Source organism: Streptomyces aculeolatus (assembly GCF_020400605.1).
In the GTDB taxonomy this organism is placed as follows: domain Bacteria; phylum Actinomycetota; class Actinomycetes; order Streptomycetales; family Streptomycetaceae; genus Streptomyces; species Streptomyces aculeolatus.
The window spans coordinates 117167-130918 of the sequence record NZ_JAINRD010000015.1; the positions used below are offsets into that span (position 1 = coordinate 117167).

14 protein-coding genes are annotated in these 13752 nt (G+C 69.7%); all 14 read left to right on the forward strand.

What is annotated here, in order from left to right; all coding sequences use genetic code 11:
• The first annotated feature begins 98 nt into the window (after positions 1-98).
• Positions 99-743, forward strand: coding sequence for an HAD family hydrolase (locus LG396_RS23780; RefSeq protein ID WP_225796299.1), 645 nt, complete (start codon positions 99-101; stop codon positions 741-743).
• A complete protein-coding gene (locus LG396_RS23785; RefSeq protein ID WP_225796300.1) occupies positions 740-2596 on the forward strand; it encodes a CDP-glycerol glycerophosphotransferase family protein in 1857 nt (618 codons plus the stop codon). Before LG396_RS23780 ends, LG396_RS23785 begins: the two co-directional genes overlap by 4 nt.
• Complete coding sequence (locus tag LG396_RS23790; protein WP_225796301.1) at positions 2593-3543, forward strand: thymidylate synthase; 951 nt, start codon at positions 2593-2595, stop codon at positions 3541-3543. Before LG396_RS23785 ends, LG396_RS23790 begins: the two co-directional genes overlap by 4 nt.
• A gap of 8 nt (positions 3544-3551) precedes the next feature.
• Positions 3552-5270 (forward strand): carbamoyltransferase family protein, encoded by a 1719-nt coding sequence (locus LG396_RS23795; RefSeq protein WP_225796302.1) that lies wholly within the window; start codon positions 3552-3554, stop codon positions 5268-5270.
• On the forward strand, positions 5267-6319 hold the full coding sequence (locus tag LG396_RS23800; RefSeq protein WP_225796303.1) for a glycosyltransferase family protein: 1053 nt from the start codon (positions 5267-5269) through the stop codon (positions 6317-6319). The genes LG396_RS23795 and LG396_RS23800 overlap by 4 nt, the downstream gene beginning before the upstream one ends.
• Before the next feature lie 96 nt (positions 6320-6415).
• The gene (locus tag LG396_RS23805; protein ID WP_225796304.1) at positions 6416-6928 is read left to right on the forward strand and encodes a P-loop NTPase family protein; all 513 of its coding nucleotides are present in this window, start codon (positions 6416-6418) and stop codon (positions 6926-6928) included.
• 31 nt (positions 6929-6959) lie between these two features.
• Entirely contained in the window at positions 6960-7805 is an 846-nt protein-coding gene (locus LG396_RS23810) for a class I SAM-dependent methyltransferase (RefSeq protein WP_225796305.1), read from the forward strand.
• Positions 7802-8563, forward strand: coding sequence for a phosphotransferase (locus tag LG396_RS23815; RefSeq protein ID WP_225796306.1), 762 nt, complete (start codon positions 7802-7804; stop codon positions 8561-8563). The genes LG396_RS23810 and LG396_RS23815 overlap by 4 nt, the downstream gene beginning before the upstream one ends.
• Positions 8560-9216, forward strand: coding sequence for a histidine phosphatase family protein (locus LG396_RS23820; RefSeq protein ID WP_225796307.1), 657 nt, complete (start codon positions 8560-8562; stop codon positions 9214-9216). Before LG396_RS23815 ends, LG396_RS23820 begins: the two co-directional genes overlap by 4 nt.
• The gene (locus LG396_RS23825) at positions 9213-10049 is read left to right on the forward strand and encodes an aminoglycoside phosphotransferase/kinase family protein (RefSeq protein ID WP_225796308.1); all 837 of its coding nucleotides are present in this window, start codon (positions 9213-9215) and stop codon (positions 10047-10049) included. Before LG396_RS23820 ends, LG396_RS23825 begins: the two co-directional genes overlap by 4 nt.
• Positions 10050-10083: 34 nt before the next feature.
• Positions 10084-11082 carry an NAD-dependent epimerase/dehydratase family protein gene (locus LG396_RS23830; protein ID WP_225796309.1) on the forward strand — a complete coding sequence of 333 codons (999 nt, stop codon included), beginning with the start codon at positions 10084-10086 and terminating at the stop codon, positions 11080-11082.
• A gap of 29 nt (positions 11083-11111) precedes the next feature.
• Positions 11112-12233 carry an adenosylhomocysteinase gene (locus LG396_RS23835; RefSeq protein ID WP_225796310.1) on the forward strand — a complete coding sequence of 374 codons (1122 nt, stop codon included), beginning with the start codon at positions 11112-11114 and terminating at the stop codon, positions 12231-12233.
• A 5-nt stretch (positions 12234-12238) separates the two neighbouring features.
• Entirely contained in the window at positions 12239-12790 is a 552-nt protein-coding gene (locus LG396_RS23840; protein ID WP_225796311.1) for an NUDIX hydrolase, read from the forward strand.
• A gap of 34 nt (positions 12791-12824) precedes the next feature.
• Positions 12825-13589, forward strand: a complete 765-nt coding sequence (locus LG396_RS23845) for a 3-deoxy-manno-octulosonate cytidylyltransferase (protein ID WP_225796312.1) — start codon at positions 12825-12827, stop codon at positions 13587-13589.
• The last annotated feature ends 163 nt before the right edge of the window (positions 13590-13752 follow it).

Below are 13752 nucleotides of genomic sequence, written 5' to 3' on the forward strand. Positions count from 1 at the left end.
ACAGCCCGACACCTCATTCCCCTCGACCAGGGAGAACTACCGTGCCGCATCAACCGCCTCCTCCCCCTTCGGGGCCTTTCCGGCTCGTGAAGCAGTCCATGTCACCCCGCGCTCTCCTCCTCGATCTCGACGGTGTGCTGCTGGACACACGGCCGGTCATGGAGGTCGCGTGGCAAGAGGTACGAAGCGCGCACGGTCTCGACATCCCGTTCGCCTCGTACGAGCGGTATCTGGGACGCGAGTTCGGCGACATCATGCAACGGCTGGGCGTGGCCGATGGCGAGGCAGTCCGCCGGACGTACGAGGCCAAGGCCGTGGCCGCCTCACACCTCGCCCAGGAATTCCCCGGCGTTAGCGAGATGCTCCACGACTTCGTGGCCGCCGGCTGGCGTCTGGGTGTGGTGACGTCGAAGCACATCGACCGCGCCGCCCCGCTCCTCGGACGGTTCGACTGCCACTTCGCGACCGTCCGTACCCCCGCTGGGTTGGGCCGCGCGAAGCCGGCCCCCGATCCGATCCTCCTCGCCCTGGTCGATCTCGGAGTCGACCCCGCCGCCGCCGTCTACGTGGGGGACATGGCGGTCGACCGGGAATCGGCTGCCCGCGCCGGCATCGCCTACATCCATGCCGGGTGGGGATACGGGCAGCCCAGCTCACCCGCACCAGAGATCGCCGGTTCGCCAGAGGAGTTGCTGCAACTCCTCTGCTCCGCCGAGCCGTTCGTCGAGGGGAGCCTGGTGTGAACCACCTGCGTACGACCGGTGGGCTGGGTCTGGTCCGCTCCGACTGGCCCGGCAAGCCCAGGTGGACTCTCGTCGGCAGCGGCGCTCTGGACCACGTGAAGACCGACTACACCCGGACCCGGCATCTGGAGACCCTCCCCGTCGACCGGCGGGAGGTGCGCGATCTCGTCACGAACGTCATGGACGCCTTGGAGCGCTACGGCTCCGCGCTCACCTCCACACCGGGCGGGGCCGACTGGCTTCACGTCCAGCACGTTCCCGTGAGGCGCTTCGTGACCGAGATCGTGCGCAAGCTCCTGGCCCTCAACGCCTGGGAGCCCTTCGCGTCGGCTCCAGGGCCCCTGGCTCTGGCCCCGTACGAAGGGCTCGTCGGACTACGTACGAACAGCTCGCGCGAGTATCTCGCCTACACCGTCACCTGGTCCGGCATCGCCTACCTGCTCGGGACCGCCGCTCCGCACAACCCGAGCCGCTCGGCCCAGTTACGCAATCGCACACGTGCCGGAACGGTGCACACGGAGCCGGACCCGCTTCCCTCGGACCTCCGGCAGCGAGACGTCGTGGCGCTGTCGTGGAACTCGCGGCACGCAGGCACCCTCATGCCTGTTCTCGTCGAGCTGGAGCGCGACGGACGGTCGAGCCTCGTGCTCGACCTGGCCACCGATCCGGCGGAGCGGTGCTCTGCGCCGACGGCCGCGGACATCGACTTGCGCTCGGCGCCGAGTGCCCTCTTCACCCTCTCCGGCACCGTCGAGGGCTTGCACCGCACCGATGATGCGCAGCTCGTCCACATCAGGGGCCACGACCTCCAGCTCGCACGTCTCGTACGGCTCTTGTCCGTGCTTCTCGAAACCAGCGGCGGATGCACCCAGCCGTCGTGGCGGACCCTGGTGCAGGCGGAGAGCTGGCTCGACGGCGTCCTGTCCGCGATCCGGCCGCACACCGTCCTCCTCAGCAACGACACCAGCCCACTGGGTGCCCTGGCCGCGCACGCGGCCGAGCGTCACGGCGCGAACACCGTCCACGTCCAGCACGGCGCGTGGACCGCGGAGTCGGTGGCCTGGCCGGCACTGCACAGCCGCGACATCGTCGTCATGGGCGAACGGGACCTTCCCCTGGCCCGCGCGTGGGTACGCCACCCCGCGGCCGAGGTGCACGTGCTGGGACAGCCACGCTTCGATGTGCTCGCCGGCCTCGGCCGTCAGACCCAGCGGCGGTACCTGGAGAAGCTGCTGGCCCCGGGCAGCCGCCGCACTCCCGCCCGGATCGCGGTGTGGGCCTCCCAGCCGTTCAGACCCGATCACCTCAAGGCACAGGCGGACCTCCTCTTGGATGGCCTGAGTAAGGCGGACGGCGACTGGGGGCTCGTCATTGCTCCGCATCCGGCGCAGAACGCCGATGCCTTCACGACGCTGCTGAAGCAAGGCGGCGGGCCGCCCGTGGCCGTGGCCGATCCGCGGGTCGGCGCGCGGGGCTGCCTCGCCGGGGCCGACGCGCTTGCGAGCGCGTACTCAACGTGCGGGATCGAGGCTGCGCTGCTCGATGTCCCGGTCCTCGAAATCGGCCCGCCGGGCGAACGCACGCTGGCACTGGCAGACCACGGCCTGGCGACCCGGTGCCACAACGCGGTTGACGTCGCCGAAGCGCTCTCCGCACTGCGTGAATCACGCTCGCCCGTCCCGCAGACGTGCATGGACGCGGTGTGCCGCTGGCGCGGCGACAGCGCGGCACAGGTCGCCCGCCTCATCATCCACCGCGCCGAAACCCCCGCCAGATCATCCGACCCCGTCCACCACGATGCCCGGGGCGCGGCCCCGACATCGCCCCAGGGCGAAGGAGCATCCGTCCGATGACACACCTCACCGCCGACAGCATGGCCGAGCTGTTCGCCGGCGCCGTCACGCTGGCCAAGTCCGGCGAGAAGGTCAGCCCGCGGGGCATGTCCACCCGGGAAGTCCGTGACGTCCACCTGCTGCTCACCCAGCCGCGCGCCCGCCTGCTCTACGCGCCACCAACCCGGCTCGTGAACCCCGCCTTCGCGGTCGCCGAGACCGTCTGGCACCTCTCCGGATCCGACGCCCCGTGGATCTTCGACTACAACGCGCGGCTGCGGCAGTACGCCGACGATGGCGTCCTCCGCGGTGCGTACGGGCCGAGGATGCGGAACTGGGCCGGCAGGGTGGACCAGCTCGCGCGTGTCGTGGAGATCCTCAAGGAAGACCCCGACTCCCGGCGGGCCCTGATCCAGCTCTACGACCCGGCCCAGGACGCCGCCGGGCACAAGGATGTGCCCTGCACCCTCGGCTTCCGCTTCCACCTTCGCAACGGCCGCCTGCACATGGCGACGATGATGCGCGGCCAGGACGTGTGGATCGGCATGCCGTACGACGTGTTCTTCTACTCCGTGCTGCACGAGCTGGCCGCCGGGTGGCTCGACGCGAAGCTCGGCGAGTTTCACCTGCACATCGGCTCGCTGCACATCTACGACGAGCACGTCGAGCAGGCCGAGCTGCTGACCTCGCTCACGGCGAGCCCGCTCATGCCCGAGCTGCGAACGCCGTGGACGGGCTTCGACGACCTGCTCGACCAGGTCGAGGCCCACGACGTGACCGGCCACCCCGGCTGGGACGCGATGGCCGAGACGCTGCACAGCTACCGGCTGTGGAAAGACGATCAGCGAGCGCAGGCGTGGCGAGCGGCTGACAAGATCGACGGTCCCCTCGGCCAGGCCCTCACCGCCTGGTACGGCGAGTTGCAGCGACGCTCGTCCAAGCCCGCCGCTACCGCTGGCGTGAGGTGACCGCCGTCATGAAGCGCACCCCTGCGGTCATCCTCGGCCTGTGCTCGTACACCCACGACTCGTCAGCAGCCCTCCTGGTGGACGGCGAACTGGTCGGCTTCGTGGAGGAGGAGCGACTTTCCGAGCAGAAGCACACCAAGCTCTACCCGGCCCGCGCCATCGAGTGGCTGCTCGGCCAAGCCAAGCTCACCGCCGCCGACGTGGAGGCCGTCGCCTACAACTTCCAGCCCATCCGCTACCTCGCCGAGTCACCTGCCGCCCTACGCCTGGCGCTCTCCCCGGCGACGCGCGATCGGAGCCTTGCCCGAGCCCGCGGGTTCGCGAAGGTGGCCGTGCGCACCCAACGGCGCCTGCGGATGCTCGGCCGGCGGTTCCCCTCTGCCCGCGTCACGCCGATCCTGCACCACCGTGCCCACCAGCTCACCGCCTTCGCCGCCGCAGGCTGGGATGAAGCCGCCGTACTCGTGGTCGACAGCCTCGGCGAGCGGCAGACCACCACCATCGCCTGCGGCTACGGCACACTCCGCCCGCGCACGCAGACTCTGGAAGCGATCAACGACCCGGCCTCCCTGGGGTACGTGTACGGCGCCGTCACCGAGCACTTGGGCTGGCGACGGGGCGACGAGGAAGGCACCGTCATGGCGCTGGCCGCCCTCGGTGACCCCGCCCGCTTCCGCCCCCTGTTCGCCCAGGCCGTCCGCACGACGGAGACGGGCTTCCGCATCCACCCTGGCTACTTCCCCACGCGCACCCTCACGTCGGGATACCCGAGGACATCCCGGCGGTTCGTAGCCGAGACCTGCCCCGAGCGGCACCCAAGCGAGTCCCTGACCGACGTCCACCGGGACCTGGCGGCTGCCCTCCAGGAGCGGACCGAGCAGGTGATGGTGTACCTGGCGCGCCGCGTCCGCGTGCTCACCGGCTCCCGGCGCCTATGTGTGGGAGGCGGTGTCGCCACGAACTGCGTGAGTATCGGCCGGATCATCGAGGCTGGCATCTTCGACGAGGTGTTCGTGCCGCCCGCACCCGGTGACGCCGGCACCGCGATCGGCGCAGCCCTCGCCGTCCACGTCGACGGATGCACCCCTCGCCCGATCTCCGGCGTCGCCCACACCTGCTACCTCGGCCCCTCCTACGAGGACCAGCCCCTCGACCTCACGCCCTGGCCCAGCCTCCGCCAGAAGACCCTGGGCCTCGAAACTGCCGAGTTCCTCGCCGAACAGCTCGCCCGTGGCACGATCGTCGGCCTGTTCCAGGGGCCCGTCGAAGCCGGGCCCCGCGCCCTGGGCAACCGCTCGATCCTCGCCTCCCCGCTGGAGCCCGGCGTCGTCGAGCGACTGAACGCCACCGTGAAGTTCCGCGAACCGTTCCGCCCCTTCGCCCCCGTGGTCCCGGCCGAGCGCGCCGACGAGTTCTTCACGCTCGGCCAGCAGACGCCGTACATGTCCATGGCCTCCGGCGTGACGGCCAAGACGCGCGAACGTGTGCCGGCCATCGTGCACGCCAACGGCACCTCCCGCCTGCAGACCGTCACGCAGTCGCAGAACCCGTTCATGCACGCGGTCCTGACCGCCTTCGGCCGCCGTACAGGTGTGCCCGTGCTGATCAATACCTCGCTCAACGTCAAGGGCAAGCCGATCTGCGGGACGCCCGAGATGGCCCTGGACTGCCTGGCCAGCTCCGGACTCGACGCCCTGCTCCTCAAAGGGCGGTGGATCACCAAGTGAAGATCGGATACAGCTTCTGGGGCTTCCTCGGCAACGGCGTCACCGACACCCCGGACGGCGGACGCAGCCACCGCCGCCCCTTCATCGACGCCCTCATCGCCCGCGGCCACGACATCGTGTTCCTACAGGCCGACCGCGACCGCCTCGAAGCCGGCGACGACCTCGGCGGCGCGTACAACTTCGACGACGGCACGCCGGACATCGAGGTCCTCTTCCTGGAATGGCGCTGGGCGATCACCGGCCGCAACACCACGGCCTGCGGGACCGAGGGGCACACCTGCGACCTGCACCGCCAGGCCCAGCTCATCAACCACTTCACCGTACGGCAGCAGACGCCCACCGTGATCTGGGACAAGGACCGCACCCTGCGGGCCGAGAGCGTATGGCGGCGCACTGCCCACACCCTCGTCTGCGAGGCCGCCCTCGCCCCCACCCCGGGAGCGCGCTCCCTGCTCTTCCCGGTCCCGGAGACCCTCATCGCCCAGGCCGACCCTCTCGCCCTCGCCGCGCGACCGCGGGACCTCGCGCTCGGCTACGTGGGCAACCAGTACGACCGCGACGAACCCTTCGACCGCTTCTTCGCCCCTGCGGCTGCCCAGGTCGAGCACCTGGTCGCGGGGAAATGGACGAAGACCGACCGCTGGCCGCATATTCGCTTCGTCGGCCGGGTCCCCTTCGAAGCCGTCGCCGGCGTCTACAGCAGGTCCCTGGCCACGGTCCTCATGCTGCCCGAGCGGTACGCCGCCGTCGGGCAGATGACACAGCGCATCTTCGAGGCCGTGCTCGCCGGATGCCTGCCTCTGGCCCCGGCGGACATCCGCTTCGCGGACCACTTCGTACCGGAGGAGCTGATCGTGCACTCCGGACGGGATGTCATCGAGCGGCTGTCCCACCTCCGCAGGATCGACGGCACGCAGCAGCACGTCGACCTGATCGCCGCCTGCGTGGACCGCCTGCGCCTGTTCAGCCTGACCAAGCAGGTCGACACCCTCGAATCCGTGCTGCGCGGGCTCGTCCAGACCACGGCGGCCAATCAGGGAGCTGCCTGATGGCTTCCGCCCGACAGGCCCTGTCGCCTGGATCAGTCGAACGTGTCCGGGGGGATGCCCCCGCCGCCCACCCGAACCTCTCTACGCTGGAGCACCGTGAAGAAGGTCGCCATCGTCGGCTGCGGAGGCAGCGGCAAATCCCACGTGGCCCGCGAGCTGGGCAGGATCCTCGACGCCCCGGTCACGCACCTGGACGCCGCGTTCTACGACGACGAGTGGAACGCGCTGCCCATGGACAAGTTCGCCGAGTTGCAGCGCGAGCTGGTGGCGCAGCCGCAGTGGGTGATCGACGGCAACTACAACTCGACGCTGCCGGTGCGGCTCGAAGCCTGCGACACGGTGGTTCTGATGGACGTGTCGACCGTGGCGGCCCTGTACGGGATCTTCTCCCGGCAGATCCGGCATGGCGCCGGGCACAAGGGCAACGGCGTGCACAACCGCATCCACTGGGGCGTGATCAAGTACGTCGCCACGTACCGCCGCAAAATGCGGCCCCGGGTGATGGCGAAGATCGAGGAGTACGCCGCCGGCCGAGCCGACGTGGTGCTGCTGGCCAACCGGCGCCAGACGCGCCGCTGGCTGCGGAAGGTGGCCGCCGAGCAGTCCTGAACGGCCCGCGCCCCCGGAGCGGGGGTGCGGCATGAACCAGCCCAACCCGTTCCTCGACCCCGCCCGCCAGCGCGAGCTGTATGGGCACGCCTCCCGGCTGGCCGGACGGGCCAGCGCCTTGATGCGCGCGAAGTCCTCCGGCCGCCCCGTGCCCGAGGCGATCGTCGCCCTGGTGCAGACCCACCATGCGCGTCCGGACCGCCTCGGCGTGGTGCTCGACATCGGCTGCGGTCGTGGCACGAGCACCCTGGCCATCGCCGAGCAACTCAGGCCCCAGCGCGTCGTCGGCCTGGACGCCGCCCCCACCCTGCTCGCTCAAGCCCGCGAACGCGCCGAGGACCTGCCCGACACCGATGTGGATTTCATCGAAGGAGACTTCCACGACCTCCCGCTGCCCGCTGGGACGTGCGATGCCGCCGTCGCCGCGTTCTGCCTGTACCACTCGACGCAGCCCGAGGGCGCCATCGCGCAGATCGCCAAGGTTCTGACCCCTGGCGGCCTGGCCGTACTCGTCACCAAAGGACTCGACAGCTACCGAGAGATGGACCAGCTGGTCGCTGCGGCCGGCCTCGATGTGCGGGCCGAGAAGCACGAGAGCCTCTACACCGCTGCGCACAGCGGCAACCTCGCCAAACTGGCCGCGACCTCACTCGACGTCATCGCCACCCTGGACGAGGACCACGTCTTCACCTTCGACGGCCACGACCACGTGGCACAGTACGTCGCCACCAACCCCAAGTACGACCTCCCGCCCGGCCTGTACGGGAATCCCGAGGCCCTGGCAGCGGCCTTGCACGAGGTCGTCCCGGACCAACCGCTGACCACTCGGTCCCTCATCACCTTCGTCGTCGCGCAGTCGAAGGAGGGACCGGCATGACTCTCCCGCCCTTCACCAAGCGCTACGAGACACCTGGGCGCGCGGCGGAGGCTGTGCGCCACTACCGGTGGATCAGCGAGCACGCGAGGCCGCTGCGGCAGCCGGCCCTCCACGACATCGGGGCAGCCAGCCTGACGTTCGAGCGTGTCGAGGGCCGCTCCGTACGCCCGGAAGACCTGCGGCGCATGGCGGAACTGCTGGGCCACGCACACGGTGCCGCCTGGCACAGCGACCTCCAGTCCGCCTCGCCGGGCACCCCGCACCACCACCAGGACGGCACGCCGTTCGACGACTACCTCGGCCCCCGGGAGATTGCGCTCCGGCGACGCCACGACCAGGGCCATCTGCCGAACAAGGTGGCCCTGTACGCGATGCTCGGCCTGCTGGAAGACACAGCGCAGGGACCGTTCGCCTTCTACAAGGACAGCAACCCCCGGAACTTCATCATCACCGCGGCCGGCGACATCGTCACCGTCGACACCGACGACCTGTCCCTCGCCCCGATGGGATACGACCTCGCCAAGCTCATCGCGACGCTCCACCTGACGTACGGACCGCTCGCGGACCAGGCCGTCAACGCCGCCCTCTTCGCGTACAACGCGGCGGCCGGATGCTACGGCGCACGGCTCGGCACAACGGACCGCGGACGCCTCGACGACTTCCTGGCACTGCACGCCGTCCTCACCGCTCCGTACGTCGGGCGCAACGGCTACCGCCACCGCTGGCCGCTCCGCTCCCACCTCCGAGGAACCCGATGATCACCACCGAACTCGTCTTCGTACGGCACGGCCAGGCCCAATGCAACGCCGACGGCCTCGTAGGGGGCCCGCGCACCTGCACCGGACTGACCAACCTCGGGTACGCCCAGGTCGAGCAGGCCGCAGGTCGCCTGGTCGCCGAACACAGCAAGCAGCCCTTCGACCTCGTCTACACCGGTCCGCGCATCCGGCTGGCCCAGACCGGCGAGATCATCGGCCGGACGCTGCGGATACCGGTCTCCACCGACGAGCGCCTCGACGGCCCTATCCACGGCGACGCCGACGGCAAACCCTGGGCCGCGGTGAAAACCGCCGCAGATGGCGGCCCCCACGCTCATCCAGACCAGCAGTGGGCCGCCGGCTCCGACACCTGGAACGGATACCTGGAGCGCGCCAGCGCCTTCCTGCGCGACATCATCGACGGGCTCCAGGGCCAACGGATCCTCTTCGCCGCTCACGGCGAGACCGTGATCACCGCCCACACCCTGCTCCTGGACATTCCGATCGGCTCCCCCGCAGGCTTCACGGTCGACCACGCCTCCATCACCCGCTGGCAGCAGCACCACAACCGGCTCGGCCAGACCCGCTGGATGCTCGACCGTCACAACGACACCGAGCACCTGGTCTCCCTCGCGCCCGAGGAGTCCTCGTGATCACAGTGGCAGACGATCCGAGGATGCAGCTGGCGCGCGACGTCCTCGGCGCCGTTGAGATCGCTCCCGACCCCCTGCTCCCTCCACGAGTTCTGCGGCTGGTGACCAGCGACGGGAGGCACTTCGTCGCCAAGCAGCACGCCCAGCCCGCCCGGTACGCGAGGGAACTCCACGCCTACCGTGCCTGGGGCGCCCACCTGAGCGACCACGCCCCGACACTCGTCGGCCGCGACGACACCACCCGCACCCTCCTGCTTACGGCGCTGGCGGGAGACCGGGCAGACACCGTGGCACCGGGCTCATCCGAGGAAGAACTCGCACACCACCAAGCCGGCCACGTCCTCGGCACACTCCACCGGTCCACCTCCATGCCCCAGGGCGGCGCCGTCGGCGCAGCGCTCGCCGAGCGCCTCCGGAGCTGGATCGACCAAGCCGCTCACGCCCAGCTCATCGACACAGCCGAGCAGGACCTGCTGAACCACCACGCGGCCATTCTGGACACCAGCCTCATGGACAGCACGATCTGTCACCTTGACTACCAGCCGCGCAACTGGCTGGTCGGCGACGCCTTCGGTGTCTGCGACTTCGAGCACATGCGACGCGACGCCCGCATCCGCGACTTCGCCCGGCTCGAATTCCGCCGCTGGCAAGCCGCACCCCACCTGCGTACCGCGTTCCTCGACGGGTACGGCCGCCCGCTGACCGACACCGAACGGCGCCTTCTGGAGTCCTTCGGCGCCATCGAGGCGATCACCGCCCTGGTCAAGGGCCACCAGGAGAACGACCTCACCTTGAGCACGCACGGCCGAACCGTCCTGTCGCGCCTCACGTGACCTTCCCCCTTCGATCACCTTCCTGGAGATTTTCGTGCCGCAGCATGAGCAGCACCCGACGACCGCACCTCTCCGCCGGGCCGTGGTGACCGGCTCCGCCGGATTCATCGGCTCCCACCTCGCACACGCCCTCGTCCAGGCCGGCACCACCGTCATCGGCGTCGACCGCCGCGCCCCCGCCACCGACGCCACGGCCCACGCCAACCTCGCCTGCTTACGCGGTCTCCCGGGCTACCACCACATCACCGCCGACCTCCTCAACTGCGCGATCGACCCACTCCTGATCGACGCGGACGCCGTATTCCACCTCGCCGGCATTCCCGGCGTTCGGCCCTCCTGGGGCCCGCAGTTCGGCGACTACCTCGCCTCCAACGTGCTAGCGACCCATCGAGTCCTGGAAGCCTGCACCCGCATCGGCGTCCCGCGACTGGTCGTCGCCTCCTCCTCCAGCGTCTACGGACCGACCGGCGGCGGCGCGAGCGTCGAGGCCGACCGCCCCAGGCCACCCTCCCCGTACGCCGTGACCAAACTCGCCGAGGAACAGCTCTGCCTCGCCTACGCCGAGCACCCCGCAGGCCCCAGCGTCGTCGCCTTGCGGTACTTCACCGTGTACGGCCCCCGCCAGCGCACCGACATGTTCACCCACCGCGCTTTGCACGCTGCCCTGACCGGGGAGCCGCTGCGCCTGTACGGAGACGGTCACCAGCGACGCGACTTCACCTACATCGACGACGTGGTCGCCGCCACGATCGCCGCTGCGACCGTGTCGACCGGGCAGGGCGCGATCAACGTGGGTGGCGGATCGAACGCGTCGCTGCTGGAAGTGATCAACATCGCCAGCAGACTCACCGGCCGCGACATCCAGCTCCAGCAGGAACACGCACGCAGCGGTGATGTCCTGCTCACCCGCGCCGACCCCAGCCGTGCCCGCGAAGTCCTGGGCTGGCAGCCGCGAGTCGACCTCCACAACGGTCTGCGCGCCCACATGCAGGCCCTGACTGCCCAGGTCCCCGACTACAGCCGAGCCGCGTAACCCGCGGTCCGGAACCCGAGAGGAACGCGATGGAGAGTCCCGAGCGAGCGCGGTTGGACGCCTTCTTCCGGCAGATCACCACGCAGTTCCCCGCCGGGGAGGAGATCACGACGCTGGTCATCACGCATCTGCTCCCCGAACGGCCAGCGTTCCTACGAGCGATGACCGCGGTGTCCACAGTCGGCGCCGTGCTCCCGAAACCCCGGTCGATCCACCAGCCAACTCTCGACGCCGTACGCCGCACCTTCCGCGTCCACGCCCTGACCCGAGAACGGTTCACCGACAACACCCAGGCCCTGCACTACCTGGAGGACACGGCGGGCGGCCGGGACGTCATCCTGGTAGACATCGGCGGCTACTTCGCGGCAAGCCTCGACACCCTCGCCAGCAAGTTCTCCGGTCGCCTCCTCGGCGTCGTCGAGGACACCGAGAACGGACACCAGCGGTACGCCGCCCTCGGAAACCTGCCGTGCCCGGTCGTCTCCGTGGCCCGCTCCCCGCTCAAGGACTGCGAAGACCACCTCGTCGGCCGCTCGATCGTGTTCTCCACCGAAGCCCTCGTCCGCGCCCACGGGGACATTCTCACCAGCCGCAACGCCTGCGTCATCGGCTTCGGCAAGATCGGCCGCGCCATAGCCCAGACCCTGCGCGCCCACGACCTGCGTGTCACCGTGTACGACAGCGACCCGGTCAAGCGAGTCCAAGCGCACTCCCTCGGCTTCCGCACAAGCGCCTCCACCGCTGATGGCATACGCGACGCGGAACTCGTCCTGTGCGCCACCGGCAACCTCGCCCTGCGGCAGGGCGACTTCGCCGCCCTGCGCAACGGCGCGTACCTCGGATCGGTGACCTCCTCCGAGGACGAACTCGAACTCGGCAGCCTCCACGACCTCTACCAGCGCACCCCGGTCAGCGCTCAGCTCACGCGATACGAAGTCACCGGCCACTACTTCTACGTGCTCGCCGACGGCGGCGCCGTCAACTTCGTGCACGGCGCCGCCGTCGGCACGTACATCCACCTCGTCCAGGCCGAGATACTCGCCGCCACTGCCGCCCTCAGCCACACCCGCTTCCAGCCCGGACTGCACGAGATGCCGGCGGCCGACCGCGACGCCATCGCCAGAACCTGGCTCCACCACTTCGAAAGGTGATCTCAGTGCCGCCGTCCGTCGACCACATCCGCTCGGTCACCGAGGCGTACCTCGCCCGCCGTCCACACGAACGCAACACCCTCGCAGCGCTGTTCTCCGCGCTGGCCGCCTCGGACGATCCCACCCGCCGAAAGACGTTCCCCACCCACGTGACGTGCAGCGCCATCGTCATCGACAGCGACCGTCGCGTACTCCACATCGCGCACAGGGCGTCCGGGAAACTGCTGGCACCCGGAGGCCACAACGAACGGGACGACCACGACCTCCGCGGCGCGGCACTGCGTGAACTGCACGAGGAGGCGGGCATCCCGCCCAGTGCCGTCGTTCCTCTCCCGGGCTTCGAGGACGTGCCCCTCGACATCGACGTGCACAGCATCGACGCGAACCCGGCGAAGGACGAGCCGGCCCACCAGCACGTGGACTTCCGCTGGGTCTTCCATCTCGCCGCCGAACACGCGGTGACGCTCCAGGCAGACGAGGTCGACGCCTACGAGTGGCGGCCGTTCGCGAGCGCCGCCTCACCCACCATCCGCTCCAAGCTCGCCCTGCTGCCCTGAACCCACCGGCCCACCCGACCACCAGGAGGACGCCGTGACCAACGCCAAGCCGCGCCGGCACATCGCCGTCATACCCTGCCGCTGGGGCGCCTCACGCTTCCCCGGCAAGCCGTTGGCCATCCTCGGCGACAAGCCTCTGCTCTGGCACGTCCACCAGCGCTGCCTGGAGGCCAAACGCCTCGACGGAGCCGTCGTCGCAACCGACGACGAACGCATCGAAGCGGCATGTCACGACCTGGGCATCGAATGCATCCGCACGGGAAAGCACCGCACCGGCACCGACCGCGTCGCGGAGGCCGCCGGGCGCCTGCCGGCCGAGGCGTACCTCAACGTCCAGGGCGACGAACCGTTCATCTCACCGACCGCCATCGACGCGGTCTCCCAGGCCCTAGGCCACCTTCCTCCGGGCACGCACGCCGTGAACGCGTACACCGAACTGGTCGACGCCGGCGCCGTCCTGGACCACAACGTCGTCAAGGTCGTCGTCACGGCCCAAAACGAGGCGCTGATGTTCTCCCGCCAGCCCATCCCCTACCCCAAGGGCGACCGACCCAAATACCTACGCCAACTGGGCTTATATGGCTTCACCAGCGCAGCCCTGCAGTGCTTCCGACAGCTCCAACAAGGTCCTCTGGAGCGCGTCGAGGGGGTGGAGATGCTGCGCTACGTCGAACACGGCCACACAGTGCGGATGATCTCGGTCACCGACGACGGTGTTGCGGTAGACACCCCGGAGGATCTCGCGCGAGCCGAGAGCCTTCTCACCAATTACGCAGAGCGACGATCTGCCACCCGCTGACCCTCGACCGACCGTCTGCAGACGCCTGTGAGGCGACGCAGCCAGCCGCCAAGGCTGCTCCCTCGATCGAGTGGATCGTTGATCTCCTGGCCGAAGCCATGAAGCAACGCTCCTATTGTCGGTCCGCATGACAAGTGGAACAGGTCCTGTGCAGCAGCGGATT

What these genes read in the sequence shown, in the direction of transcription:
- LG396_RS23795 (WP_225796302.1), top strand. Translation starts at nt 3,552, where the DNA reads ATGAAGCGCACCCCTGCGGTCATCCTCGGCCTGTGCTCGTACACCCAC.
- LG396_RS23810 (WP_225796305.1), top strand. Translation starts at nt 6,960, where the DNA reads ATGAACCAGCCCAACCCGTTCCTCGACCCCGCCCGCCAGCGCGAGCTG.
- LG396_RS23780 (WP_225796299.1), top strand. Translation starts at nt 99, where the DNA reads ATGTCACCCCGCGCTCTCCTCCTCGATCTCGACGGTGTGCTGCTGGAC.
- LG396_RS23820 (WP_225796307.1), top strand. Translation starts at nt 8,560, where the DNA reads ATGATCACCACCGAACTCGTCTTCGTACGGCACGGCCAGGCCCAATGC.
- LG396_RS23815 (WP_225796306.1), top strand. Translation starts at nt 7,802, where the DNA reads ATGACTCTCCCGCCCTTCACCAAGCGCTACGAGACACCTGGGCGCGCG.
- LG396_RS23790 (WP_225796301.1), top strand. Translation starts at nt 2,593, where the DNA reads ATGACACACCTCACCGCCGACAGCATGGCCGAGCTGTTCGCCGGCGCC.
- LG396_RS23835 (WP_225796310.1), top strand. Translation starts at nt 11,112, where the DNA reads ATGGAGAGTCCCGAGCGAGCGCGGTTGGACGCCTTCTTCCGGCAGATC.